21 protein-coding genes and 1 CRISPR repeat array (1 of these 22 running past the window's edge) are annotated in these 26,280 nt (G+C 49.1%); of the genes, 14 read left to right on the top strand and 7 right to left on the bottom strand.

All coding sequences use genetic code 11. From position 1 onward, the window contains the following. Positions 1-30: 30 nt before the first annotated feature. Complete coding sequence (gene hemL, locus H5647_RS09600) at positions 31-1,311, top strand: glutamate-1-semialdehyde 2,1-aminomutase (protein WP_045858119.1); 1,281 nt, start codon at positions 31-33, stop codon at positions 1,309-1,311. Between the two features lie 25 nt (positions 1,312-1,336). On the opposite strand, the gene H5647_RS09595 is transcribed toward hemL, so the two are convergent. Together H5647_RS09595 and H5647_RS09590 are read right to left on the bottom strand one after the other, a co-directional pair. Beyond that, complete coding sequence (locus H5647_RS09595; RefSeq protein WP_045858117.1) at positions 1,337-1,687, bottom strand: hypothetical protein; 351 nt, start codon at positions 1,685-1,687, stop codon at positions 1,337-1,339. After that, positions 1,674-3,956: a DUF1631 domain-containing protein gene (locus H5647_RS09590; RefSeq protein ID WP_045858115.1), complete on the bottom strand. Its 2,283-nt coding sequence runs from the start codon at positions 3,954-3,956 to the stop codon at positions 1,674-1,676. Before H5647_RS09590 ends, H5647_RS09595 begins: the two co-directional genes overlap by 14 nt. 389 nt (positions 3,957-4,345) lie before the next feature. On the opposite strand from H5647_RS09590, the gene H5647_RS09585 reads away from it, so the two are divergent. Next, the gene (locus H5647_RS09585) at positions 4,346-5,341 is read left to right on the top strand and encodes an adenosine kinase (protein ID WP_045858113.1); all 996 of its coding nucleotides are present in this window, start codon (positions 4,346-4,348) and stop codon (positions 5,339-5,341) included. Here the strand turns inward: H5647_RS09585 and H5647_RS09580 are convergent. From H5647_RS09580 to H5647_RS09565, 4 genes are all read right to left on the bottom strand, one after another. Beyond that, a complete protein-coding gene (locus H5647_RS09580; RefSeq protein ID WP_045858112.1) occupies positions 5,338-6,411 on the bottom strand; it encodes a DUF2333 family protein in 1,074 nt (357 codons plus the stop codon). The genes H5647_RS09585 and H5647_RS09580 overlap by 4 nt on opposite strands. Before the next feature lie 16 nt (positions 6,412-6,427). Next, positions 6,428-6,853, bottom strand: a complete 426-nt coding sequence (locus H5647_RS09575; RefSeq protein ID WP_045858110.1) for a copper chaperone PCu(A)C — start codon at positions 6,851-6,853, stop codon at positions 6,428-6,430. 68 nt (positions 6,854-6,921) lie between these two features. After that, positions 6,922-8,895, bottom strand: coding sequence for a bifunctional diguanylate cyclase/phosphodiesterase (locus tag H5647_RS09570; RefSeq protein WP_045858107.1), 1,974 nt, complete (start codon positions 8,893-8,895; stop codon positions 6,922-6,924). 272 nt (positions 8,896-9,167) lie between these two features. Next, positions 9,168-9,893, bottom strand: coding sequence for a tetratricopeptide repeat protein (locus H5647_RS09565; protein ID WP_052691977.1), 726 nt, complete (start codon positions 9,891-9,893; stop codon positions 9,168-9,170). Positions 9,894-10,135: 242 nt separating this feature from the next. On the opposite strand from H5647_RS09565, the gene H5647_RS09560 reads away from it, so the two are divergent. The 12 genes from H5647_RS09560 (at position 10,136) to H5647_RS09505 (ending at position 23,193) form a co-directional block, all read left to right on the top strand. Beyond that, positions 10,136-11,953, top strand: coding sequence for a protein-disulfide reductase DsbD family protein (locus H5647_RS09560; RefSeq protein ID WP_045858103.1), 1,818 nt, complete (start codon positions 10,136-10,138; stop codon positions 11,951-11,953). A 261-nt stretch (positions 11,954-12,214) separates the two neighbouring features. Then, positions 12,215-12,658 (top strand): type II 3-dehydroquinate dehydratase, encoded by a 444-nt coding sequence (gene aroQ, locus H5647_RS09555; RefSeq protein ID WP_045858101.1) that lies wholly within the window; start codon positions 12,215-12,217, stop codon positions 12,656-12,658. 56 nt (positions 12,659-12,714) lie between these two features. Next, positions 12,715-13,170: an acetyl-CoA carboxylase biotin carboxyl carrier protein gene (gene accB, locus H5647_RS09550; RefSeq protein ID WP_045858099.1), complete on the top strand. Its 456-nt coding sequence runs from the start codon at positions 12,715-12,717 to the stop codon at positions 13,168-13,170. A 23-nt stretch (positions 13,171-13,193) separates the two neighbouring features. Then, positions 13,194-14,534: an acetyl-CoA carboxylase biotin carboxylase subunit gene (gene accC, locus H5647_RS09545; protein ID WP_045858097.1), complete on the top strand. Its 1,341-nt coding sequence runs from the start codon at positions 13,194-13,196 to the stop codon at positions 14,532-14,534. Between the two features lie 72 nt (positions 14,535-14,606). Continuing rightward, a complete protein-coding gene (gene prmA, locus H5647_RS09540; RefSeq protein WP_045858095.1) occupies positions 14,607-15,506 on the top strand; it encodes a 50S ribosomal protein L11 methyltransferase in 900 nt (299 codons plus the stop codon). 204 nt (positions 15,507-15,710) lie between these two features. Then, positions 15,711-16,976 carry a DUF3426 domain-containing protein gene (locus H5647_RS09535; protein ID WP_045858094.1) on the top strand — a complete coding sequence of 422 codons (1,266 nt, stop codon included), beginning with the start codon at positions 15,711-15,713 and terminating at the stop codon, positions 16,974-16,976. Positions 16,977-17,252: 276 nt separating this feature from the next. Beyond that, entirely contained in the window at positions 17,253-18,248 is a 996-nt protein-coding gene (gene dusB, locus H5647_RS09530; RefSeq protein ID WP_045858090.1) for a tRNA dihydrouridine synthase DusB, read from the top strand. Next, complete coding sequence (gene fis, locus H5647_RS09525; RefSeq protein WP_082087018.1) at positions 18,245-18,559, top strand: DNA-binding transcriptional regulator Fis; 315 nt, start codon at positions 18,245-18,247, stop codon at positions 18,557-18,559. The genes dusB and fis overlap by 4 nt, the downstream gene beginning before the upstream one ends. A gap of 286 nt (positions 18,560-18,845) precedes the next feature. Next, on the top strand, positions 18,846-20,426 hold the full coding sequence (gene purH, locus H5647_RS09520; protein WP_045858088.1) for a bifunctional phosphoribosylaminoimidazolecarboxamide formyltransferase/IMP cyclohydrolase: 1,581 nt from the start codon (positions 18,846-18,848) through the stop codon (positions 20,424-20,426). 177 nt (positions 20,427-20,603) lie between these two features. Beyond that, a complete protein-coding gene (gene purD, locus H5647_RS09515; protein ID WP_045858086.1) occupies positions 20,604-21,887 on the top strand; it encodes a phosphoribosylamine--glycine ligase in 1,284 nt (427 codons plus the stop codon). A 166-nt stretch (positions 21,888-22,053) separates the two neighbouring features. Continuing rightward, positions 22,054-22,443, top strand: a complete 390-nt coding sequence (locus H5647_RS09510; protein WP_045858085.1) for an antitoxin Xre/MbcA/ParS toxin-binding domain-containing protein — start codon at positions 22,054-22,056, stop codon at positions 22,441-22,443. Beyond that, positions 22,444-23,193, top strand: a complete 750-nt coding sequence (locus H5647_RS09505) for an RES family NAD+ phosphorylase (RefSeq protein WP_045858083.1) — start codon at positions 22,444-22,446, stop codon at positions 23,191-23,193. A 59-nt stretch (positions 23,194-23,252) separates the two neighbouring features. Here the strand turns inward: H5647_RS09505 and H5647_RS09500 are convergent, their stop codons facing one another. Continuing rightward, positions 23,253-24,770 (bottom strand): amidohydrolase family protein, encoded by a 1,518-nt coding sequence (locus tag H5647_RS09500; RefSeq protein WP_045858081.1) that lies wholly within the window; start codon positions 24,768-24,770, stop codon positions 23,253-23,255. A gap of 197 nt (positions 24,771-24,967) precedes the next feature. Next, positions 24,968-26,280: direct repeats of the CRISPR family, unit length 28 nt; unit sequence TTTCTAAGCTGCCTGTTCGGCAGTGAAC (it continues 3,036 nt past the right edge of the window).

The raw sequence follows: 26,280 nt of genomic DNA, 5'->3' as shown, positions 1-26,280 counted from the left end.
TTTTCGAACTCCACCCAGAAAGAGACCACCATGAGTGAACAGTCATCCGCTTTTCAGCGCGCACAAAAAACGATTCCCGGCGGCGTAAACTCTCCCGTTCGAGCTTTTAAAGCCGTAGGCGGAGAGCCTATTTTTATTGAACGAGCAAAGGGCGCTTACCTATTTGATATCGACCAGAAGCGCTACGTAGACTACGTACTCTCATGGGGCCCGATGATTCTCGGGCATGCCGATGATGATGTTCTAACGGCCGTAACAGAAAAACTTCAGCAGGGCTTAAGCTTCGGCGCGCCGACAGAAATCGAAACAGAACTCGCCGAAACCCTTTGCAATATTATGCCGGGAATGGACAAAGTACGATTCGTAAGTTCCGGCACCGAAGCCACAATGAGCGCAATTCGCCTAGCGCGTGGCTATACCGGTCGCGATAAAATAGTTAAATTCGAAGGCTGCTACCATGGCCATTCAGACTCATTACTGATTAAAGCCGGTAGCGGTGCGCTGACCCTAGGAGTGCCCAGCTCACCCGGCGTGCCGGCGTGCCTAGCCGAACACACAATTACCCTTACCTACAACAATATTGAGCAAGTAAAGGAAACCTTCGCTCGTCTAGGCGATGAGATTGCGTGCGTAATCGTTGAACCGGTGGCCGGTAATATGAATTGCATTCCACCCTTACCCGGCTTTTTAGAATCATTGCGAGAAGCCTGTACCGCGTCCGGCGCACAATTAATTCTCGATGAAGTCATGACCGGTTTCCGGCTCGGTCTTACGGGCGCGCAAGGCTATTACAACATCCAACCCGATATAACCACATTGGGCAAGGTTATGGGCGGCGGCATGCCTGTGGGCGCCTTTGGCGGCCATGAAGACATCATGAACCACATTGCACCCGTAGGGCCTGTCTATCAAGCTGGGACTCTCTCAGGCAACCCTGTCGCCATGGCCGCAGGCTTAACAACATTGCAAAAGATAGCCGAACCGGGGTTTTATCAGCCACTATTCAACCACACCGACCGCTTAGTGAAAGGCCTCAACGCTATCGCGTCAGAGGCTGGCATTCCGTTTACAACGAATCATGTTGGTACTATGTGGGGCGGCTTTTTTACAGAAGAAAAGCAGGTCTATAACTATCAACAAGTCATAGCCTGTAATAATGAGCGCTTTAACCGTTTTTTCCACGGCATGCTGAAAGAAGGTATTTATTTAGCGCCGGCCTCCTACGAAGCAGCGTTTATGTCGGCCGCCCATACCGACGACGATATTGATTTTACCTTGAGCGCAGCAACAAAAGTATTTAGTACTTTATAAACAAGAGGCCGCTATACGCTTACCTCTAATCGTCAATTTGATTTTTTAACTTAGAAATTATGTCAACATCTGGGCCGGCAATATCGACGATATGAAAGCCGGCCCAATTTCGGGTATCACCTACAGTTTCTCTAATCCATAAACATTCTGCGCCAATATTCATGCACGTAACGCCATCGATTTCGGAGGACAAGGTAAATTGCAGCTGATAAAGGCAGTTTTCCTTCACTTCGTCGCCGCCCAAAATCATAAACCCTTCTTCGTGCAAATTAACCACGCGCCCAACCTCAACATCGTGTAGCACGTCGCGCACGAGGATAACTTGATGAACGGGCGCCCGTTTCAGGCCTCGATGTTCGTCTTCAGCTGGTTTCATTAAGGTCGTCTCCAGGCTTCGCCAACTCGGCTTTTTCGTTTAGCTTCTGGAAAATATTTTCCAAAGCTCGCTCGAAGAAAGGTTTCGAGCTACCCGATATAATCTTAGTTTTACTCGAAATCATTTGCCGGGCAAGATTCAAACCCGACATCATATCGACACGCTTCCCCATTTGATCAACAAGCATATAATGTGATGTCCGTGCGTTATACCAAGCCACTTTCAAGCGTTTCCCGCCTTCAAACTCAAACCACGTACCAAATTCGATCATCTTCAAACTCTCAACCATTTGGGACTCTTCTGGTGTCGAATTTTCTGCTCGAATTTCTTTTGACCCCGCTTTTTCAGCCGCTATTCGCTCTAATTTATCACGCATCGGTGCAGGCGCAGGCTCTGCTTTTTTGCTTTGCATCGCCAACTTAATTAGCGACGACAGCGCATCAATCAGCTTATTGCCTTTTATCTGGTCGTACCCTATGGTTTCAAAGCCATTTAGGACCGCCGATATTAAATCGTCGTGGATTTCGAGCTGACGGGTTTTATCGGCAGGATTATCTTTAGGCTCTACACACCAAAGTACATCATCCACTACCGCAAGAGCCTTACCCCACTTGTCGGATTTTTCGCCGTATCGCAACAATGCAAAACTAAGAAAATCGGACCACGGTTGCAATAAAAACAGAAGCACTGCCGACGGCAATTCCTTGCCTTCTGTTCTGCCCCGCACCTCTTCATTAACCTTCAGTTTCACTTCACGCAGTTTTTCTTCGCCTTGCGCTTTTTCTGTAGCTCGCCGCTCCATCAATTCTTGCCGACGAACAATGTTCTTAGTGTAGCTACTAAACTCCAGAAGAAGTTCGGTAATAAATTTAACGTCGTTATCGAATTCGTGCAAAATCCGATTCACAATGTCTTTTATCTTGTTATACATATCGTATTGAGCAGAGCCGTCATCGCTCACCCAATTTGCACCAGCTTCCGCCAAATTATTCAGCAATACGCGCGCTGGATGTTCTGCCGCCTCAAAAAAGCCTGGGTCGATAAAGGCTATTTTTAAAAAAGGTGTGTGTAAGTAACTGAGCAATGCCTTGATCGAATCGGGTAAGTTTTCGTCATTCAGCATATATTCGAATAGCATCCCGACCAAATCGATCGTTTGCATATCGTTTTTTTCAACTGCACCGTCATTCTCTTCCGTTTTTAACTGTGCGTGTAGACGCTCCACAATCTGTGAAACATCCAATGGAATAACCTGCCCTTGAGCGCCAATATGTTCCGGCGCGCCCGTTGATTGCAGCGCTTGTAAGGCTCCCATCAAATCGGAAGAGGAGACCATTACACCGCCAGGAGGCAACGTAGAGGTAGCACCAACCATCTGGTTTTGTAGGCCTCGAATAGCTTGCACCAGGCTATTTTGATATTCCTCTGGAGGAAGGTTAGGGTTAGGCTGGCTGGAAGAAAGCTCTGCAGCCAGTTGCTCGACCGGTGACGCAGTATCGGGAGCCTCTTCCCCTCCTTGCAAAGCCGAGGCAGGGGCCTGCCCAGAGGGTACGCTATATTTTAGATGCGGCAGCACGCCTTGGTGCCCCAGATATTGATTAATTTCTTCGCTAATACTCTGAATTATCTTAATTAATTCATCGTCATACACTTTATAAGCGAGTTGCTTTACTTTGGGGTCAAGCGGCAACAACTTAAGCGCTTTTCGTAACGATTCACAAAACTGTATAGGTGATGCAGGGTTAGTCGCCTCTGTAACGTGTTCACCACCGTTTAAGACGGCAAAGCGCTGATTCAAAGCCCACAGAGGCTCTGCAAAAAAAGCATCTGCTCGTTGCGTTATAGAGGAAATGGCAATCGTTTCTTCCAAATCTTCATTGTCAACCAAGGACAATTGGTCTTCATCTTCGGCGCCACCAACATTGGTTTGCAATTCGCGCTTCTTGAACTTAACAAAGCCCTCAGATAGATAGCCACAGAAATAGCGCTCTAACTCATCTCTATTCTGTCTAAAAAGCCTCTGAACTTCCGCTAATTCCTCTTGCGCCTGATTAGACTCCGCACCGTCCATTTCCACCGACAAGGCGTCATCTAACACCTTAAGATACTCGCGAAATGCATCTTGGGAATGGCTCGCTGCTAGGTTTTGACACGCCTTTAAATGCGAAACCACAGCCGAACTGGATAACGGCAATAACAATGGCGCATGCTCGCCAGTGGAACCTGCGTCCATTTCCTTGCCCTCATCGCCTCGAATCAGTCTTGACATAACTCCCCTAAATTCTTGTTCATACCAAGTTGTCGTTTTTTGATTTCAACAAAGGTGTTAAAACCGCATACTTCTTCTCGCAAAAATCGCATTCCTTACAGCCAATAGCGGGAACATGCTCCTTTATTTGCGCTCACGCCCACTACCTACTCTAAAACTATAGCCTCTATCACCGCAATGCAGAACGCTTTATGATCAATTCGCGTCAGTTCACACCATGATTTTAGTGACAACGACTTCATTATCCACAAAATCCACGCAAAAAGAACGTCTTTGATGCCATTTAACGAAGCTTATTACCCTCGCTCAAAAACATTTCTATTATTACCGCACTTTAACTCTTCGCCGCGACCGCTATAATCCCTCGCATCTACCTACGGAGAGTAAGAATGAGCAACTACGATATATACGGAATTGGTGCCGGTTTGGTCGACACCGAAATTGAAGTTTCGGACAAAGACTTAGAAAGCCTAGCCATTGAGAAGGGTGTGATGACACTGGTTGACGAAGAACGACAACATGCGTTGATAGACGCTTTATCAACGCACCTTGTCGCGTCTAACCGGGCCAGCGGCGGCTCAGCCGCAAACAGCATTATTGCGGCTAGTTATTTTGGTGCTCGAAACTTTTACAGCTGCCGCGTAGCAAGTGACGAGAACGGCGCATTTTATTTAAAAGATCTCGCCAATGCCGGTGTGGATTACCATAACAGAAATGGCTCTTGCGACGGCATTACCGGTAAATGCTTAGTTATGATTACCCCCGATGCTGAGCGCACCATGAATACGTTTTTGGGTACGAGCGAGTACATCTCGGCTGAAGACATTGATTTAGAGGCGCTATGCAAGTCTCGCTATGCCTATATCGAAGGCTATTTGGTCACCTCCGAAACAGGGCGCCCAGCGGCTATTGCGTTACGCGAGCAAGCTGAAGCCAACAATGTAAAGACAGCGCTGAGCCTCTCAGACCCTGCAATTGTTAACTTTTTCCGCGACGGCTTGCTAGAAATGGTTGGTTCGGGCGTCGACATTATGTTTTGCAACGAAGATGAAGCAATTAACTTCACCCAAACAGCGAACGTAAAAGACGCAGCGGAGGCATTAAAACAATATGCTAAAACATTTGCGATTACACGCGGTAGCGATGGAGCACTATTGTTTGATGGGACCGAATATGTAGAGGTTTCTGCACACAAGGTACAGCCACTAGATACGAACGGTGCAGGAGACATGTTTGCCGGCGCATTTTTATTCGGTATTACACGAGGCATGGACTTCGCCAGCGCCGGCGCACTGGCCAGCAAAGCCGCTTCTGTAGTCGTATCGCAATTCGGGCCTCGCTTATCACAAGCGCAACACGCAGAGTTATTGGCGAGTTTGGCTTAACCGCGCGACAAGAGATCGCGCAAATCGATAATGGCAGCGTTCGCGCGTGAGATATAGTTGGCCATCACTAGAGAGTGATTGGCCAACACGCCAAAGCCACTGCCATTTAATATCATGGGGCTATAAACCGTTTCCTGCGTACCCTCTAACTCTCGAATAATTTGCTTCAAGCTCACCCTAGCATTCTTTTTTTCCAGTACATCAGCAAAATCAATTTCTATTGCTTTCAAAAAATGGATAAGCGCCCAAGCACTGCCACGCGCCTCAGAAAATACATCGTCAATTTCAAACCAGCCGGTTTTTATTTCTCTTTCTTTTGGTATTTGGGTTGATTGCTGCGCGCCCATCGTACCGGCTAAATCAGTATTGATTCGACGCTGCCCCACACTCGCGCTTAACCGCTGAGACAAACTCCCCAAACGCGTCTCTACGGTGCTTAACCAATAGTGAATATTGTCGGCTCTTGAATAAAATTGTGCTTCAGTTTGCTGCTCGTCACTCAAACGCTGCAAATACGAGCGTAAATATTTAACACCATCTAAATATTCTTTTTCTGTTGCCGGCAACAGCCAGCTATTGTGGTCGAAATTAAAATGAGGCTCGGCAAGCGCTAAGTCTTTATCTTCAGTAGATTGCGATTGCGAACGACTAAACGCCTCACGCATTGCCTTTGTTAAATCTCGAACTTGTATTACAACGCCATATTCCCAATTGGGGATATTATCTAGCCATGCGCCTGGAGGAGCAATGTCATTAGCAAGATAGCCGCCAGGCTTGTTCATCAAGGTATCAACTACATTGATTAAAGCCGCCGTTGTTGCTACCCCTGTTACCATTCTCTGCTCATTCGAACCCACTTCCCGGAGGGCGGCCTCTCGAACATTAAAAAGGTTAGGCTCAAAACTCCAATAGCCGCCCACAATTATGGCCAGCAACAAATAAAACCCAAATGAAATTAAGACGTAGCGGAACCAACGATTACTTTCCGCCAAATCACTTTTAAAATCGTGCCAACGAGTTTCGGAAAACTGCTTCATGGCATTCACTTTTTCAGATACTGAATTAAACATAAGATCGACCCACCGATTACAACGCCAAAGGACGAACGTTGACATTACCGGTCGCAACACGACCGCCTTCGAATTCTATTGTTAAACTAAATTGGTCACCTGCGCTAGGCGTTGATGAAATACCAAAAACCATTAAGTGGTAACCATTAGGTGCAAACTGCATTGTGCCATGCGCCGGAATTGAGACATGAGGTACCGGCCGCATTTTCATCATACCCTCTTCGTATATATTGCGATGAACTTCAATATGGTCAGATATTGCTGCGTAAATATAATTGACTACGGCGGGCTCATCGGTGTTGTTTCGTATCGACAAATAGATTGCGGCTGTAGTCTGGCCTGGCGCTAATACAGGCATTACCGCAGATTCGATCTCGATATCGGGAGGCGCAACGCCTGCACCTTCATTACCACACCCCGCTAGCGCAGCCATGAAAAGCATAGCTATACCCCCCAAAACACAATGAAAACACACCCTACGAGATACATACATGTTAAAAACTCACAACTCTAATTATTCTTGGATAATGCCACTGTCACTCCAGAAGCTGGCATTTGTGCGCTAGGGCGACCAAAGAAAAAACCTTGCCCCCCATTAACGTGTAAACGAAGCAATGCTTCCCACTCCGAATCACTCTCTACCCCATCTGCGAGAATCTTAACATCACAAGCGTGCGCAAGCTGCACCAATGTTTGCATATAGAACCGATTACATTGATCGGTAGCAATTCCAGCAATAAAGCGCCGGTCAATTTTAATATACGCTAGCTCTAGCAATTGTAGCTGGCCAAGAGTTTCTGGCGTTATCCCACAATGGTCTAGCGCAATTTTTACCCCTAAATCACTTAGAACCCCATGCACCAGCTCAAAATCAACCTCGGCTAAGGTTAACACTCGTTCATGAAATTCCAAGATCAGGCGATCACACACTTCAGAGTTAAGTGATAGGTACCCCGTTAACCAGCGAATAAAAAGCGGGTCGATAACCGATAAAGACGAAACATTCACGCTCAATACACGCTCAGAATTGTTCGCCAAACTCTGAATCGCGCCCTCCAAAACCAATTGGTCCAATGCTGGAACCAGCCCAAAGCGCTCCGCCAAAGGCCAAAACACACCGGCAGGCACTATTTCGCCCTCGTCATTTGCACGACAAAACACCTCAGAGCCCATAGGCTCTAGCGCCCTCGAATACATTGGCTGAAAATGAAGCAAGACCTCTTTCCGCTCGATCATTCTTTTTAAAAATTGCTGCCATTCTCCAGCAGGGCGAACATCAATAAGAGGATCATCTACGGGGTATACCGCCCAATCTGTACGACCGGATGATCTTGCCAATCTCAGCGCCGCATCAGCTGCACTTAGCATTTTTGCCATAGAGGTTATGGCTCTAGAGGCTGCAGCCCCCAACCAAAAATTAACCATTTCAGAGTTCACTGCCAGCTCGATCGATTCCACACGGACTTTAATACCCGACAACCAATGTGCCGCTTCTTCTTGCGCCATACCTGGCACGAAAACAGCAAAATCACACCCCGTTCGACGAGACGCAAAACCCCCAGGCCAGGTTGCTAACGAGTCGCGCATCAGTTCAGCCACACGCCTCAACAAGCTATCTCCGGCATCACGCCCATGGCTATCGTTTAGCTCGTAGACGCCCGCAACATGTAACAACAGCAATACGCCTGGGCCACCCCCGTCGGCGCTTACCCAGGCATGCATTTGCGCTTCGAAGGCATTACGATTCGGAAGCCCCGTCAGAGGGTCCAAATGCGCCTCCGTATGAAGCGACTGGCTAATCATTAATTGTTCGCTCAGAATATTTCGAAGCTTTGCCGTCAACCAATTAATCGTCACAGCTAACGTGTTCACATCACTTGCACACGTTATATCCATCACTTGCCCATAATTTCCACGAAGCACATTCTTTGCCTGCCCCTGCAAACGCCGAAGCCCACGAAAATGCCAAGCAGCAAAGACTAAAATCAGCGCATAGACCATTAAGGCCACACCTAAAAACAACCACATATTCAGCAAAAAATGCCACCACAAAGTGGCATAAGCTCGAGCCGGGTGCTTACTCACAAAGACTCGCCCCTGAACAGCACCCACAACTTTCACCGACGCCGCGCCAAACCCATCCGCTAAGGCGAATGTATTAACAAACCACTCAGGAGTATCCAATCCTTCTAGGGTATGGGTTCTATAGATTGCGGTATTGTCAGCGAGGTCATGGAAGACAACACGCCGATATTCACCACCATGAAAGAGCTCGTCAACCCACTGTTCACGCTGATCACGCTCGTCAGGGGCAAGCGCTCCCCGTAACCGCGTGGCGAGATTTAATGCCGCGATGGAGGCATCTTCACGTAACTGATGCGCCAACAACTGCCTCTCAGCATGCATAACAACAACAAACGTCGCACTCAACATCAGAAACATCAATATTGACGTGCTTAACACAAGCTTGCGAAACAGGCTCATTAATAAGGCTCTCCCTAAGCGGGGAAGAAAGACAAAGAAAAGGGTGGACAACTTTAAGGCCAATATGGCGTATAAAGAACAGCACACTTAATTGTAGTCACGATCAAACTGATCGCACTCCGAGTATCTCGTGCAGCGAAGAGAAAGTACGGAGCCCCCAAACCTACCGTGGTCGAAAGACATAAGGGAGAAGGAGAAGGAGAAAAAGGGGGAAAGAGAAGACGGGCCAGATGGAGAGGGCTATACCAATATGGTCGAATGTAGAACCTCCCCTAAAAGGGAGGGAGTATCACTATCTTAACCTTACTCGAAAGCCTAATATCGCCGCGAACCCGATACCCTGCAGCTTCCTTTTTAATATGCTTATAAATCCAACGCCCTTCAGCATCTGTACGCGCATAAATCATAATTGACTCTTGCGTAACAGCAATGCGTCTGGCGATACCACCCAGCAGAGGCAAAACGGCCTGCTTGTCACTTTTAAGCCACTCGACAGGCACGTTAAATGTTTCAATCGCCCGCCCCTCGTGAGCAGGAAGGCTCGACTGTCGTCGTGCTATTGGCTGAATAGCCACCAGCTCTTTAGTTAAGCTGTCTAGCAAACGGCTTTGTGGGTAATACGATTCCGCCTCGGCCAATAAATTACGCGCTTGGGCTGGCTGGCTCGCCGCCATAGCTTTACGCACTTTCTCGGCATACTGTATTAAAATCACTTGCAAACCCGCTCTCGCCGCAGCGTTATTGGGGTCTATTATTAAAACTGCCTTAAAACGGTCGTACGCGTTATCTTCAGCCGGAAACGTCAAACGTCCTTTCGCTAACGCCGCTTCGGCTTTAGCGAGAAAACGTTGCTCTAAACCCACAAGCGGAACCGTACTTGCCCCAACTGTTGTCTCAACCGTCTCGATATGATCGTTTTCAGTATCACCCTTAACCTTAATACCACCACAACCCGATAACCAACCTAACAATACACACGTTAAAATGACGCATCGCACCCTCGACCCCCTCACAGACATACCCCTATACCCTATACACACTTAACTATAAACACCTGCATGTGATCATTGCCCTGCAAAGTCTAACGGCGTTCGGTACACTAAAGGCTTACGATGAACTATTGGTAACGCCAACTGTCGTAAGCTTAACTTAAAGCAACTCCACCATTTCTGACATCTATGCGGCACGAAGACTACCTGTTAGTACTTCCATACGCAAAATCACACGCCAACCTTACATTATGACTTTTTCTTACGCGCTTCGATCATTACGTAAAACTGCCCCCACATTCCTACTCGCAGGGTTCCTTGTCTTGCTGTGGAGCACCTACGCTCATACAGAAGATTATAACTTTGGAGTCGCCAGCAACGAGAGTGAATTTTTACCGGTCGATCAAGCCTACCAAGTCATGGTGGAACGCCGCTCCGATCAATTTGAGATGTTATGGAATATTGCCCCCGCTTACTACTTGTACCAACATCAGTTCAAACTCGAAGTGAGCAATGGCACAAACGCCGAAAAATTAACACTGGATTTCGAACCGGGAAAACGTAAATACGACGAATATTTCGCAAAAGAATTAGAGGTTTATTACAACACCACAATCGTACGCAGCCCGCTACCCAGTTTTGCGCCACCCTACGAACTCAAAATAAGTTCGCAAGGTTGCGCCGATGCAGGCCTTTGTTATTCCCCTCGTCGACAATACTTTTACCTCGCGGCAGATGGCAGCTTTACAGAACATGATAAATCTCAACTAACAACAACACCCCCTTCAAACCCTAAAACAACTCGCTCACTGCAAACCATGCCCTTAGCGGCCACAAGCGAACCAGCCACAACATTTCTTCCCGCAATATTGCTCGGTGCTCTACTTGGGGGCTTAATTTTAAACCTGATGCCTTGCGTCTTCCCTGTACTCTCGCTTAAAGCGCTAAGTTTTGCTTCAAGCGGGCATTCAGGCCACCAGCAACGCCAACACGGATGGGCCTATACCGTTGGTGTAGTCGGCTCCTTTATTGTGGCCGCCGCAACCATTCTGGTCGCGCGTGAAGCCGGCGAAATGCTGGGCTGGGGGTTCCAACTTCAGCATCCCGTCTTTGTTGCTGCGTTAATTTACCTGTTTTTAGTGATGGGGCTAAACCTTTTTGGCATGTTCGAACTCGGCACTCAATTTATGGGTGCAGGCCAATCCCTGACAACTGGCGGCGGTGTTCGCGCATCCTTTTTTACCGGCGTGCTAGCCGCAGTGGTTGCGAGCCCCTGCACCGCTCCCTTTATGGCCACAGCATTAGGCGTGGCACTAACGCAATCCGTTCCCGTTGCACTTCTTATTTTTGCCACTCTTGGTTTTGGCATGGCGCTTCCCTTTCTCGCACTTAGCTATAGCCCCAAGCTCGCCAACTACCTGCCGCAGCCCGGCGCATGGATGGACATTCTCAAGCAAGTACTCGCCTTCCCCTTACTGGCAACCGCCATTTGGCTTCTATGGGTGCTAGGCCATCAAGTGGGCAGTAGCGGTATAGCGCTAATACTTTCTAGCGCCCTACTCATCTGTTTTGCCCTCTGGTTAACGCGTTTTTCCCCCGGCTCAACCGCTTACAAACTGCTGTTACGGGTACTCATCGTAGCCAGCCTGTTTACCGCGGCACAAACCACCTGGGGTGTACGCCATTTGCAGGCAACACAAACGACAGCTCATTCCACTCAATGGACCCCTTTCAGCCTTGCAGGCCTGGAACAACTGAGAGCCGAAGGTAAACCCGTATTTGTAAACTTCACCGCAGATTGGTGCATAACCTGCAAAGTTAATGAGCGCGTCGCCTTTCACTCCGATACCTTCTTCAATGCCGCACAACAACAAAACATCACCCTGATGAAAGCCGATTGGACCAATCCCAATGACGAGATAGCAACCGCTCTCAAACGCTACAATCGTAGTGGTATCCCCCTTTACCTTATGTTTCCGGCAAAAATAGGCAGCGAACCGGCCATTTTGCCTCAATTCTTAACCCCTTCCATTCTTAACGATGCATTTAATAAAGCCTTAAGCAATTGAGTAATAACTAAGCTTTTTTTCATGATCTTCGTTAATTATGGAGATATCTGCGCTGAAAGTGAGCAAGTTCTCATCTTACGATAGACATCCCGCGCCAATTTAGGCAAAATCCCTCCAGCTACGCGAATGTGTGCTTGTTAGCCGCTGTGTATTACAATATCGGCACAATTCGCAGCATTTTCGAACCAGACTTCATAGACGACAAAATTTTGACGACAAACACGTTAAATTCTCTCATTGCGCAACTTGGTGGACAAACCCATGGCAACAATATTGGTTCTTCATGGCCCCAACCTCAATCTTTTAGGCACTCGCGAACCAGACGTTTATGGCAGCACCACCCTCGCCGATATCAACCAGCACCTCACCACGCTGTGCATTGAAAAAGGCCACCATCTACACGCTTTGCAGAGTAACGCCGAATATGAACTGATCGATCGTATTCACGACGCGCAAAACGAGGGCGTCGATTTTATTGTTATCAATCCAGCGGCCTTTACCCACACGAGCGTCGCCCTTCGCGACGCACTAGCCGCAGTGCGCATTCCTTTTGTTGAGTGCCACCTATCCAACGTATTTAACCGCGAACCGTTTCGCCATCATTCCTATTTTTCAGATTTGGCCAACGGTGTTATTTGCGGCTTCGGAGCACAAAGCTACGAACTGGCCCTTCAGGCCGCTTTTTCACACTTGGAAAACACTTAAATATGTTCCAAGTAATTAACCCTATCAATTAACGCGCTTGTTACAGAGAGGCCCTTATGGACATCCGCAAAATCAAGAAACTGATTGAACTGTTAGAAGAATCCAACGTAGAAGAGTTAGAAATTAAAGAAGGCGAAGAATCTGTTCGCATTAGCCGAGGCTCAAATAACGCCCCAGTACCAATGCAACCGATGTACCAACAAGCGCCAATGGCAGCTGCTCCACCCGCTGCTGCGCCAGCTCCAGCGCCTGCCCCCGTAGCCGTTCCAGAAGCCACCGGCCACCAAGTGCTCTCCCCCATGGTTGGCACCTTCTACCGTTCACCAAGCCCCGGTTCCCCTTCGTTTATGGAGATAGGCCAATCGGTTAAAACGGGTGATGTTATTTGTATCGTAGAAGCGATGAAAATGATGAACCAGATCGAAGCAGACAAGTCTGGCGTAATCGAAGCCATTTTAGTTGAAGATGGAGAACCGGTAGAGTTCGACCAGCCTTTATTGGTTATCGCTTAATACGCAATTAGAGGGTAAACACTATGTTTAACAAGGTCCTCATTGCCAACAGAGGCGAAATTGCGCTGCGTATTTTACGTGCATGTCGCGAATTGGATATCACCACCGTCGCGGTTTACTCAAAAGCCGACCGCGACCTTAAACACGTACGCCTAGCAGACGAATCCGTTTGTATTGGCCCAAACTCGTCAACGGAAAGCTACCTTAATATTCCCGCCATTATCTCGGCGATGGAAGTGACAGACGCTATAGCGGTTCACCCCGGCTATGGATTTCTGGCCGAAAATGCCGATTTTGCCGAACAAGTCCAAAAAAGTGGTTTTGTCTTTATCGGCCCAGACCCCGAAACCATTCGCATAATGGGCGACAAGGTGGCGGCTATTCGAGCGATGAAAGAAGCCGGCGTTCCCACCGTACCCGGCTCAGATGGCCCGCTGCCAGACGATGCCGAAGCTTGCATTATGATGGGACGCAAAATTGGCTTCCCGGTCATTATTAAAGCCGCTGCAGGTGGTGGTGGTCGCGGCATGCGTGTTGTTCACACAGAAGCCAGCTTGTGGAATTCTATTCAGGTGACGAAAACCGAAGCCAAATCATCATTTGGCGACGATACCGTCTACATGGAAAAGTTTCTGCAAAACCCTCGTCACGTCGAAGTACAAATTATCTCCGATGGTCAAGGCAATACCGTGCACCTGTATGACCGCGACTGCTCAATGCAGCGACGTCACCAGAAAGTTATTGAAGAAGCACCGGCACCGGGTATCAACGAAGAGGCACGACAAGCGGTATTCGATTCATGCGTAAAAGCCTGTAACGATATTGGCTACAAAGGCGCAGGCACATTTGAGTTCTTATACGAAGACGGCGGGTTCTATTTCATTGAAATGAATACGCGCATTCAGGTCGAACACCCCGTATCAGAAATGATCACCGGCGTAGACCTTATTAAAGAACAAATTCGTGTGTGTGCTGGCGAGAAACTCAGCCTTCGTCAAGAAGACATCAAAGCAACAGGCCACGCCATTGAATGTCGCATTAATGCCGAAGACGCAAAAACATTTATGCCATCGCCAGGGCTGGTTGATAACTTCCATCCGCCCGGCGGGCTAGGCGTTCGCGTAGATTCCCACCTATACAGTGGCTACACCGTTCCACCGTATTACGACTCCATGATTGCCAAAATAATTACGCACGCCGAAGATCGTCGCAGCGCATTACGACGCATGGAAGGCGCGCTGGACGAACTGGTTATTAGTGGCATTCGCACCAACACCGACCTACATAAAGACCTTGTCCGTGACGAAGCCTTTATTGAAGGCGGTGTAAACATTCACTACCTCGAGAAAAAGCTGGGTCTATAACCTGCGTTTTTTACCGTCCTTTAAACACCGCAGCCCTCTATGCTGCGGTGTTTTTAATTGAGGAAAACCAAAATGCCTTGGTTGCAATTGCGTATCCAAAGCGCTCGCGAGCGCGCACCCCTGTTAGAAACCACCCTACTCGAAAACGGCTCTCTCGCCGTGACATTCGAAGACAATGCCGACCAGCCAATATTTGAACCCGCATTGGGCGAAACACCACTCTGGCACGAAACTCGAATTACAGGGTTATTTGAGGCCGACATTGATACAGCTGATATCGGCGAAAAGGTGAGCGCTTACTTTTTTCAGGAAACGGGCGAAACATTAACGACCATCAACTGGCACCTTTTAGAAGACAAAGACTGGGAACGGGAATGGATGAGCCACTATCACCCGATACAGTGTGCCGACAACCTTTGGATTTGCCCGAGCTGGACGCCCCCGCCCGACCAAAATGCCGTCAACCTCATGCTCGACCCCGGCCTAGCCTTTGGTACGGGCACGCACCCTACAACTTTTTTGTGCCTGCAATGGCTCGCCGAACAAAATATTGAGTGTAAAACCGCCATCGATTACGGCTGCGGCTCCGGCATACTTGGCATTGCCGCATTACTCTTGGGCGCCTCCCACGTAACCGGAACCGATATCGACCCGCAAGCTTTACTCGCAACACGCGACAATGCCGCACGCAATGCACTGGAACCCGAACGCTTTCCTGTGTTTTTCCCGGCTAACTGCCCAACAGACACTGTCGATGTTGTTCTAGCCAATATACTCGCTGGCCCGCTAGTAGAATTAGCGCCCACATTGTGCGCACTTCTAAAACCTGGAGGCAAACTATGCTTATCCGGCGTACTTAACACTCAGCGTGACGCTATCGTTCAAGCTTACGAAACCGCTATAGAGATCGACGAGATTCGAGTAAAAGACGAGTGGATTTGCATAACAGGCACTGCCCGCTCCTCAAAGTAAGCTTGCGCGAACAAAATAAAGTGATTTATACGCCATTTGACTCACAAATGCTTGCTATCCCAATTTACGCTTGAGCAACTTGCGTATAAACTGCACATAAAGTGAGAATTGATAACGCATTAGCGGCTAAACTTAATGAAGATTCTAGAACGTTAGCCGCGCGACCGCGCAGAAACACACTGCTAGAGAAGAGCCACACCAAGAATGACAGACACGATAACCCGCTGTCCCAAATGCCACACATCCTTTCGCATTACCGAAGCGCACTTAAAGTCCGCAAAAGGTGCTGTGCGATGTGGCTCGTGCCTGAATATATTCAATGCTCGACAATTTCTCGTAAAACAAGCTACTGCCCCCGCTAAAAGCGCCGCAAAAGCACAACCGAAAAAAGCATCGCCGCCGCCTCGCATGCGTCACACAGCAACCGCAAACACTAAAACGCCCCCTCCGGCTATCACGACTCCTGACGAAGACGATAACCTCCTCATTAGTGATGACATGCCCCTGGGCGAAGGTGACACCGACCAAGGTGCTTACGATGCCGACTTCAATGACAATATTCTCTACAGCAAAACCGTTGGCTCGCGGGAATCCAACTTATTCGAGCGAGATCCCGTCAACGACGAAGACGATGACGCGCCAACATCAGACGAATCCTGGGCCTTAGACCTGCTCGAAACCGACAACAACAAACACCTTACGCCAGAACAAGCCCCTGTCGCTCCCGAGCACGACCAAACCCAATACTCCGAACACCCATCATCAGATTTTGTAGAAGACATCCACCACTACAATGAACCAACAACCAACGAAAACGAAAACCCAGCCCCAACGGAGTCGCACGACTCCATATTCTCGGCCCCAGAACCCTCTTTAGCCGAGCTCGAAGCCTTTGCCGAACCCGACTACGAAACACGGCAAACCTCTCAGAAACAATTTCTTCACGCGATAGAACCCGAGCCTGTAGAACTCTCCTACAAGAAAAGCCGCTCATTCCTGGAATCGAAAATACTGTGGTTCCCCCTTATTGCCCTAATGGCCACCGCGTTATTTGCACAAGTCGCATGGCTGCAATTTGACACCCTGAACCGCATCGAACCGTACCGTAGTTACTACGCCCACGCCTGTGAGTATCTCAACTGCACACTTGCGCCGCTCCATGATCGCACCGCCATTCATGCCGTAAATTTGGTAGTGCGTAGCCACCCCAGCCAAAGTGGCGCCCTCGTCGTAGACGCCGTTTTGCAAAACGCAGCGCCTTATCCTCAAAGCTTCCCTGCGCTCGACTTAGTGTTTACCGACATGCAAGACAATGCCATAGCGGCTCGCCGCTTCGAACCCGCCGAATACCTCGGTGGTGAAATGGCCGGTAAGAACAGTATGCCCAGCCGCCAACCCATTCATATTGCACTTGAAATCGTCGACCCAGGGCCCTCCGCCGTCGGCTACCGTATAGCCATCGCAAATTAAGGCTATAAACCTTCAAAAACTGCTAGTTTTTTGATCAAAACGGTCAAATTGTGCATTCCCAATACTCTCAACAACGGGTATGATAGCCACCCTTTTTCGGCGGCGCCATTGCCGCCAAATAAAGTGATTTGTGCGCCACTCGTTGTACTCTTTCCTCTCGACCCACAACGAGTTATGTCGCTGAGAAATTCTGTTGGATACCTATCGCAGCGCGCAGCCAAAGTACTTCATCCAGTACTTAGATGTAACTGCAAGCAATTCTTGGGGAAGAATCGTTTGTTTCAAATTGGACCACATACAATTGAAAGCCGCATCCTGCTAGCCCCTATGGCTGGCGTCACCGATGCTCCCTTTCGCCGTCTGTGCCGTACACACGGTGCGGGTTTAACCACGTCCGAAATGATCACAAGTGATACCCGGCTCTGGCAGAGCAACAAAACCCGCTCACGTCTTGCCGGACAACAACAAGAACAGTCTCCAATCAGTATTCAAATTGCCGGTAGCGACCCTCATATGATGGCCGATGCTGCGCAACAAGCCGTCGCGCATGGCGCCCACATTATTGATATTAATATGGGGTGTCCCGCGAAAAAGGTTTGTAAAAAACTGGCAGGCTCAGCGCTATTGCAAAATGAAGCTTTAGTTGCCGAGATTCTGACAACCGTCGTTAACAGTGTGAGCGTCCCTGTAACGCTAAAAACCCGGACCGGCTGGGAACCCTCCAACCGTAACGGAATCAAAATTGCCCGTATCGCGGAAGATAGCGGAATACAGGCGCTGGCCATTCATGGCCGCACCCGCGCTTGTCGCTTTAACGGTAATGCTGAATACGACACCATTGCCGCTATTGTAACCAGCGTTGCTCTACCGGTAATTGCCAACGGCGACATCGACAGCCCGCAAAAAGCAAAACGTGTGCTCGAGCACACCGGCGCTGCAGCGGTAATGATCGGCCGTCGTGCACTGGGCAATCCCTGGATTTTTGAGCAAACAGAGCACTACCTGCAACAGGGGACACTCTGCGCCAAGCCTCGTGAACAACAAATACAACAAACACTGGAGTGGCACCTGAAAGAACTCACTGCGTTCTATGGTGATATCAAAGGGGCACGCATTGCGCGAAAACATACCCGTTGGTATCTCGAAAGCCTAACCGGCGCGCAACCGTTCCTTCAGAAATTTAACCAACTAGACACGTTACCATCACAACTTGAGGCCGTGGCCGAATTTTTTCACCACAGGCCTGCAACTTACGAGGAAAATGCAGCATGAACACAGCGGATACGCTTCTAAGAGAAGGCGCGCGAGAATTTACTACTCAACCAGCGAATGGCGAGCAGTACAACAGCATACAAGAGCCTTCATTAAGGGATAGTGTAGAGAAAGCCGTATCTAACTACTTCCAGCATCTTGACGGTCAAGATGTGAGCGATGTTTACGACATGGTATTGGCAGAAGTTGAAGCGCCAATGTTAGAAGTTGTAATGAAATACACCCGCCACAACCAAACGCGTGCAGCGCACGTGCTTGGCCTTAACCGTGGCACATTGCGTAAAAAATTAAAGCAATACGGCCTGCTTTAATTTTGACGAACCAACACCACTAGCACAACCATTATGCTCGACCAAAAAGGCCAGTTTCTACTGGCCTTGTATACCGTACGACATTCACAACGTAACGACCTATTTCGCACCTCGCGAACCCGTACCGTTTTAATGTCTATGCTGTTGTAAGACATAACTCAATTCCAACGCTTTTTAATTAGCGGCTCAAGTAAACCGGTATAACACCCTATGGCCTACCACACTTGTGGCTAATCAATCGCGTTGTGTAAAACGTTAAATCCCCATCACAGGATCGCACTCACTCATGACCAACCCGTCTGAACTTGTAACCATAAAACGCGCCCTTATCAGCGTGTCGGATAAAACAGGCATTGTAGAATTTGCCCAATCGCTTAACGCACAAGGTGTAGAAATACTGTCTACTGGCGGCACCTACAAACTGCTCTGCGAGAATAAAATTCCGGCTATCGAAATTTCCGACTACACCGGTTTCCCCGAAATGATGAGCGGCAGAGTGAAAACTCTACACCCCAAAGTTCACGGTGGAATTCTCGCCCGTCGCGGCATAGACGATAGCGTAATGGCCAAACACGGCATCAACCCAATTGATATGGTTGTCGTTAACCTATACCCCTTTGAACAAACGGTAGCCAACCCCGATTGCGACCTACCCACCGCTATTGAAAATATCGATATTGGCGGGCCAACAATGGTTCGCGCAGCGGCCAAAAACTTCAAAGATGTCGCTATTGTGGTGAACGCCAATAGCTACGCCACTGTACTCGCCGAAATGCAAGCCAACAATGCCGCGTTATCGCGCGACACGCGTTTCGATTTATGTGTACAAGCTTACGAGCACACATCCGCTTATGACGGCGCAATTGCCAACTACCTTGGCCAAAAGGTTGGCGCAGGCGAAGAAAACTTTCCGCGCACCTTCAACCTTCAATACGACAAAGTACAAAGCATGCGCTACGGTGAAAACCCTCATCAAAAAGCCGCTTTCTACAAAGAAAAAAATTACACGCAAGCCAGCGTTACATCGGCAAAGCAATTGCAGGGCAAAGAACTGTCATACAATAATGTGGCCGATACAGACGCCGCACTAGAAACCGTAAAACAATTTACCGCACCGGCCTGCGTTATTGTTAAACACGCCAACCCTTGTGGCGTTGCGCTAGGCGACAACATTTTACACGCCTACGAAAAAGCCTTTGCCACCGATCCGGAATCGGCATTCGGCGGCATTATCGCGTTCAACCAACCGCTAGATGGCGCAACGGCCAAAGCCATTGTCGACAAACAATTTGTCGAAGTTATTATTGCTCCACACGTTACCCCAGAAGCGAGCGACATTGTTAGCGCCAAGAAAAATGTTCGTTTACTTGAATGCGGCGAATGGCAAACCAACGGCAACCATGTTTTCGACTTTAAACGCATAACCGGCGGCCTATTAGTTCAAGACCGCGACGACGGTATTATTACCGAAGCCGACCTAGAAATTGTGACCAAGCGCGCGCCCACCGAAGACGAAATTCGTGATCTATTATTCGCGTGGAAAGTAGGCAAAATGGTGAAATCCAACGCCATTATTTACGCTAAAAACAGCCAAACTATTGGCGTAGGTGCAGGCCAAATGAGCCGCGTAAACTCAGCCCGTATCGCCGGCATAAAAGCCGAAATGGCCGGTTTTGAGGTAAAAGGTTCTGTCATGGCTTCCGACGCCTTCTTCCCCTTTCGCGACGGTATAGACAACGCCGCCAGCGTGGGCATTACCGCTGTAATCGAACCCGGTGGTTCTATGCGTGATGATGAAGTTATTGCCGCCGCCGACGAACACGGCATGGCCGTGGTGTTTACTCGTATGCGTCATTTCCGCCACTAGTTTTAACGAGCCGCTCGGTGTATTTCATTCGCCGAGCATCTGGTAGTGCAGGCTGAAAACACATAAACCCATAAAATATGGTCTTTCAGCACGCACTACCCGAGCACTCGGCTAACGTCGTAGTCACTGCGAGATTAAAAAATCTTAAAGCATTTAAAAATATAACAGGTTAAGTTTATGAACATACTGGTTATTGGCTCCGGTGGCCGCGAACACGCACTCGCTTGGAAAGCCGCACAAAGCAGCCAAGCAGAAAAAGTATTTGTCGCGCCCGGCAATGCGGGCAGCGCCACCGAAAGTAAAATGGAAAACGTAAATATCGACGTACTCGACTTTACCCAGCAAATTGCTTTCGCCAAAAACAATAACGTAGGGCTCACTATTGTTGGCCCCGAAGTCCCGTTAGTTGAAGGCATAGTGGATGCCTTTCAAGCCGAAGGCCTAGCCTGCTTCGGCCCCAGTAAAGGCGCCGCACAGCTGGAAGGTTCTAAATCTTTCACCAAAGATTTTCTCGCCCGCCACAACATACCCTCTGCAGACTACCAAACCTTTACCGAAGTAGAGCCCGCCTTGGCCTACTTACGCGAAAAAGGCGCGCCTATTGTAGTTAAAGCCGATGGCTTAGCCGCCGGTAAAGGCGTAATTGTTGCTGAAGATTTAAAAACCGCCGAAGACGCCGTAACCGATATGCTCTCGGGCAATGCCTTTGGTGACGCCGGTTGTCGTGTAGTAATCGAAGAATTTTTAACGGGCGAAGAAGCCAGCTTTATTGTAATTGCCGACGGTGAACACGTATTACCCATGGCCACCAGCCAAGACCACAAACGCGCAGGCAACGGCGATACCGGCCTCAATACAGGCGGCATGGGAGCCTACTCACCTGCGCCAGTGGTTACCGACGAAGTATACGCCCGCATTATGAATGAAGTGATTATGCCCACCATTCGCGGCATGGCAGCCGAGGGCAATACCTATACCGGCTTTCTCTACGCAGGCTTAATGATCGACGCCAGCGGCACGCCGAAAGTCATTGAATATAACTGCCGTTTTGGCGACCCCGAAACACAGCCTATTATGCTGCGCCTGCAATCCGACCTTGTTGAACTGTGCCAAGCAGCACTCGACAAAACCCTTAGCACCAAAACCACCGAATGGGATTCACGCCCTTCCGTGGGCGTTGTACTCGCCGCAGGCGGCTACCCCGGTAGTTACAACAAAGGCGATGTGATTAGTGGCTTAGGAGAAGGAGAATCAGCCGATGCGAAAGTATTTCACGCCGGCACCGCGCTAAAGGACGGCCATGTTGTCACCCATGGCGGCCGTGTTTTATGTGCAACCGCCATGGGCAACACCGTAACCGAAGCACAGCAAAATGCCTACGCATTAGCCAAACATATTGATTGGAAAGACGTATACCTGCGTACCGATATTGCCTATCGCGCGATAGCGCGCGAGCAATAGTTCCCACCCTACCGAGCACTACTGCGCCTTTAGCATTTTTACGAGGCGCAGCATTCCAACACCCCTCATATAGACAAAATCCCCCTCATAACGAATAGGCTATTGCGCAAGCGGTGGTCATATGCAACAATTTCGACAGATTTCAACCAAATGAGCCGTTATCGATATGGAACCTTCACGCCTTCTTAATGACAGCGCCATTGTTGCAAATGGGCTAACTGAGGCTTGCAAGCACCTTGGCATTACGCAAGATCAAATCGCCACCGCCATTGGTGTTTCTCGCACCACCATCACACGCATAAAAAAACGCGCGCACGACAACCTAGACGACGCCGCGTTTGCCAGCAACGGGAAACCTTTCGAACTCGCCTTACTCGTTATTCGCGTCTATCGGTCACTTTACGCCATACTCGGTGGCAACCAAGCCGCCATGAAGCACTGGATGAATACCGATAACCAACACCTCGCAAACGAAAGGCCCGTAGACCTTATACAATCGACGCTTGGCATAGGCCGTGTTATTGGCTACCTCGACGCCATGCGAGGCAAAATTTAAGTGCCGGCAATACCAACCGCTAACACCCTTGCATCCTATTTATCACCACTGGTGGGCCTTGCGTGGCGCGTGGTCGAAACCCAAGAAACCGCGGCCACCCGCATGATAAGCCGCAACGCCGAAGAGCAGAACCGCTTAGAACAGCTGCTAGACGCCACCAAACCGCCAGTACCCGCAGAATGTTCGCCATTATCCTACCTGCTCATGACACCCTTCCGGTATCCCCCGTTGCAATACGGCTCTCGGTACGGGTCACAATGGGAACGCGGTATATTTTACGCCGCTAAAGAACAAGAAACCGCCCTGGCCGAAACCGCCGTATACCTTTGGCTATTCCAAAAAGGCCCCAAAATTACTGGCCCACTCGCCGACATTACCGATTGCCGAACGCTGTTCTCCGTTAGGCTTTGCAGCCAAAAAGGCTGTGATCTTGGCTCAGAACTGTTCGCAAACCTCCGGCCAACACTTACCGCCACCCAAGATTGGAGCTTCAGCCAACAACTAGGCAGCAACCTTCGCGAAGCGGGCGCCGAATGCTTTTGGTTTCCGTCGGCGCGGTCTGCAACCGGCACCAACCTTGCGGTACTCAACCCCAACGCATTCGCCAATACACACCCAGACACAGAACAATTATGGAACCTACGGCTTACGGAAGACCTATGCTGGTTTGGCCGTGCCGACGGCCGCTACTTTGAATTTTCTAAAGACACCTTCGAACGCGAAGGCGTAATGGGGCACCCTTGTTTATAACGCTATAGTAATAGCCAACTATTTACAGCCCCACGTATAAAAACCCTGCAGCTACCCCGCTAATACGCCGCAGGCTGCTGAATAAACTCCCACACTATTTTGCACCCAATACTCCAACTATTGGCCCTGCGCTCCACCAGCGCCGAAAGCTTATCAAGCGCCTTTCGGTCATAAATATTGCCATTAAACACAACCGTTTCAATGCTTAACGTATGGCGAATATTCTCCAGCGGGTTATTATTTAACACCACTAAATCGGCCATTTTCCCTACCTCAACAGCACCATAGTGCGCTTGCAGGTCAAAATACTCTGTAGGTAAAACCGTTGCAGAACGCAGTGCATCCAACGGGCTCATACCGGCTTTAACCAATTGCGCTAACTCATCATGTACCGTCACACCGGCAACAATATAATCCGTACCCACTAAAACCTTTACCCCTGCTCTATGTGCATCACCCGTTAACTCGAGGCCTTTCGCATAAAAATCACGGTACGTTTGGCGGGCCTCCGGGCTAGAGTCTTCGTTAATAACCTTGTTAACATCTTCCATCCATTGCCACTTCAGTAAAGGGTGTAAATAACGCAAGATTGGGTCATTTACAATAAGCGCGTGGTCGGCATACGCATCTACCCTACGCGTTAAATGGGTTGGTACATACCACGTATTCGCGGCCTTCATCGCACTAAAAATAGCCTTTGCCATAAGCGGGTCGTGCTCATCCAACATACGACGACGGTCTTCAAACCACTCTCCTTTGGCAACTGAATCACGCAAAGCCTCACTACCCGCAAACGACTCATGCAACATAAACCGAGCGTGCTCAATACTTTTTTGATGCTGAGCAGCCGCTATAGCACTCACCGCACGAGGGCGATGGCCAACAACTTCTAGCCCCACCTTTTGCGCTTCGTCTACCAGCGCAAAATACGCCTCCGGCGACACAAAATTGTACACTTTAAGCGCATCCACTTTACCCGCGTAATAACGCGCATACGCGCGCGCCTGAGCTGCGTTCTCGGTACCAAAAAAATCAGGGAGACCTTTAATAGACTTATGCACACTGGGGCCATTCACCTGCCAACTTGCCGTACCCTGAATGCGCGGCCCTACCCACTCATCATTTTCTGCCGCCGCTGTCCACGCGTTAAAATCCGCAGGGCAAGCAACAAAAGGGTCGCCCGCTTTAGCGCAACTGGCCATATCTCTAACATTCGTCACGCCATACGCGATATAAAGCGGCAAATCGAGCATAGGGGTTACGGCAAAAATATGGGTATGCATATCCCATAACGACGGCATTACAAAGCGCCCTTCACCGGCCAGCATTATCGTATTCGGAGGAAGAACAACATCCGCCGCCGGCCCTATCGCTCGAATTCTCTTATCCACAATAAGTACCGTTTGGTCCGCCACTACGCGGCCGTTCACTAAATCGATTACCCCAACAGAGGTTATTGCAATAGGCCTGTCAGTTTTTTCCGCCACAGGCATAGCCAAGGGCCAAAAAACGCCCGCAAAAAAAGCCCCTAATAAAACCGTTACCGCGCCCAAACCCACCTTTAATAATCGCCGCATATAATTAACCCCCTACCGTTCATTTTACCCGCATCCAGCTCTACACGAGCACACATGCTACGGCAAACAACGGCAATGCAGCGTTTATAACTCAACACAAACTACACCTGCATACCTTTAACACAGAAATAGATTTAAAAAGAAACTATAAATTCTCCTAGTGAACGGAAGGAAGTGTTTGGTTTTTGTATTCAAAATTCCTAAGCTGCCTGTTCGGCAGTGAACTAATTAAGACCCGCGTGCCTTTGTCGATTGACTTTCTAAGCTGCCTGTTCGGCAGTGAACGCAGACAACTGCCACGGCTCCCCTTTAGGTACTTTCTAAGCTGCCTGTTCGGCAGTGAACCCCGCAACGGGCAGACGCCTACGATTCTAAGCTTTCTAAGCTGCCTGTTCGGCAGTGAACAAAATCAAACAGTTTTTCGAGGAATCAATTCATTTCTAAGCTGCCTGTTCGGCAGTGAACGGGCGAGTTTATAGCTACAACACAGTTGTTATTTTCTAAGCTGCCTGTTCGGCAGTGAACACGTATAAAGACTGCTGAAAGCCCCTTGTCGATTTCTAAGCTGCCTGTTCGGCAGTGAACGAATCTTCACAGTAGTCTCGAATGTATTCCGCTTTCTAAGCTGCCTGTTCGGCAGTGAACGCTAAGGGATGAACCCAAAGCAAGCGTAGAAATTTCTAAGCTGCCTGTTCGGCAGTGAACTTGAGAGTGCGAGAATTGATGAGGATCGTGTCTTTCTAAGCTGCCTGTTCGGCAGTGAACCATCCGGAACATATTCAACGACTACTGCGAGCTTTCTAAGCTGCCTGTTCGGCAGTGAACTATTCCCGTACGTTGTCGTCAGCATCTAAGTCTTTCTAAGCTGCCTGTTCGGCAGTGAACCGACACCATCAGCGTCCGTTGCAACCTCGAATTTTCTAAGCTGCCTGTTCGGCAGTGAACCGACACCATCAGCGTCCGTTGCAACCTCGAATTTTCTAAGCTGCCTGTTCGGCAGTGAACAAGAGATGAGATGTAAGCTCTGATATCCTGAATTTCTAAGCTGCCTGTTCGGCAGTGAACGACTATCAACGTGAACGTAGTTTAATTTTGTATTTCTAAGCTGCCTGTTCGGCAGTGAACTTATGTGTCAATACTGCATCCCTTCAATCTCATTTCTAAGCTGCCTGTTCGGCAGTGAACTCGTACAATAGTTGACATTGTTGTTTTTTGTCTTTCTAAGCTGCCTGTTCGGCAGTGAACTGATCAATGAGTCGTTTGTTCGTCATCTTTGCTTTCTAAGCTGCCTGTTCGGCAGTGAACTCGGAGCCGTAACCGGTGTTGTTGGTGTTGTTTTTCTAAGCTGCCTGTTCGGCAGTGAACGTATTCGTGCGCCAGCTCGAATGCCGTACTCATTTCTAAGCTGCCTGTTCGGCAGTGAACGAGCTGGGTAAGTGGCGTTCACGGTGTATCGTTTTCTAAGCTGCCTGTTCGGCAGTGAACGACAGGGGCGACAAGTAAGTTGCAC

The sequence above is a fragment of the Teredinibacter purpureus genome, assembly GCF_014217335.1.
Taxonomy (GTDB): domain Bacteria; phylum Pseudomonadota; class Gammaproteobacteria; order Pseudomonadales; family Cellvibrionaceae; genus Teredinibacter; species Teredinibacter purpureus.
This window is presented reverse-complemented; position numbering and strand designations above follow the sequence as displayed.

Bases quoted from the DNA above. Each gene is read 5' to 3' on its own strand.
- hemL (WP_045858119.1), top strand. From the start codon at position 31: ATGAGTGAACAGTCATCCGCTTTTCAGCGCGCACAAAAAACGATTCCC.
- H5647_RS09595 (WP_045858117.1), bottom strand. From the start codon at position 1,687: ATGAAACCAGCTGAAGACGAACATCGAGGCCTGAAACGGGCGCCCGTT.
- H5647_RS09590 (WP_045858115.1), bottom strand. From the start codon at position 3,956: ATGTCAAGACTGATTCGAGGCGATGAGGGCAAGGAAATGGACGCAGGT.
- H5647_RS09585 (WP_045858113.1), top strand. From the start codon at position 4,346: ATGAGCAACTACGATATATACGGAATTGGTGCCGGTTTGGTCGACACC.
- H5647_RS09580 (WP_045858112.1), bottom strand. From the start codon at position 6,411: ATGTTTAATTCAGTATCTGAAAAAGTGAATGCCATGAAGCAGTTTTCC.
- H5647_RS09575 (WP_045858110.1), bottom strand. From the start codon at position 6,853: ATGCTTTTCATGGCTGCGCTAGCGGGGTGTGGTAATGAAGGTGCAGGC.
- H5647_RS09570 (WP_045858107.1), bottom strand. From the start codon at position 8,895: ATGAGCCTGTTTCGCAAGCTTGTGTTAAGCACGTCAATATTGATGTTT.
- H5647_RS09560 (WP_045858103.1), top strand. From the start codon at position 10,136: ATGACTTTTTCTTACGCGCTTCGATCATTACGTAAAACTGCCCCCACA.
- aroQ (WP_045858101.1), top strand. From the start codon at position 12,215: ATGGCAACAATATTGGTTCTTCATGGCCCCAACCTCAATCTTTTAGGC.
- accB (WP_045858099.1), top strand. From the start codon at position 12,715: ATGGACATCCGCAAAATCAAGAAACTGATTGAACTGTTAGAAGAATCC.
- accC (WP_045858097.1), top strand. From the start codon at position 13,194: ATGTTTAACAAGGTCCTCATTGCCAACAGAGGCGAAATTGCGCTGCGT.
- prmA (WP_045858095.1), top strand. From the start codon at position 14,607: ATGCCTTGGTTGCAATTGCGTATCCAAAGCGCTCGCGAGCGCGCACCC.
- H5647_RS09535 (WP_045858094.1), top strand. From the start codon at position 15,711: ATGACAGACACGATAACCCGCTGTCCCAAATGCCACACATCCTTTCGC.
- fis (WP_082087018.1), top strand. From the start codon at position 18,245: ATGAACACAGCGGATACGCTTCTAAGAGAAGGCGCGCGAGAATTTACT.
- purH (WP_045858088.1), top strand. From the start codon at position 18,846: ATGACCAACCCGTCTGAACTTGTAACCATAAAACGCGCCCTTATCAGC.
- purD (WP_045858086.1), top strand. From the start codon at position 20,604: ATGAACATACTGGTTATTGGCTCCGGTGGCCGCGAACACGCACTCGCT.
- H5647_RS09510 (WP_045858085.1), top strand. From the start codon at position 22,054: ATGGAACCTTCACGCCTTCTTAATGACAGCGCCATTGTTGCAAATGGG.
- H5647_RS09500 (WP_045858081.1), bottom strand. From the start codon at position 24,770: ATGCGGCGATTATTAAAGGTGGGTTTGGGCGCGGTAACGGTTTTATTA.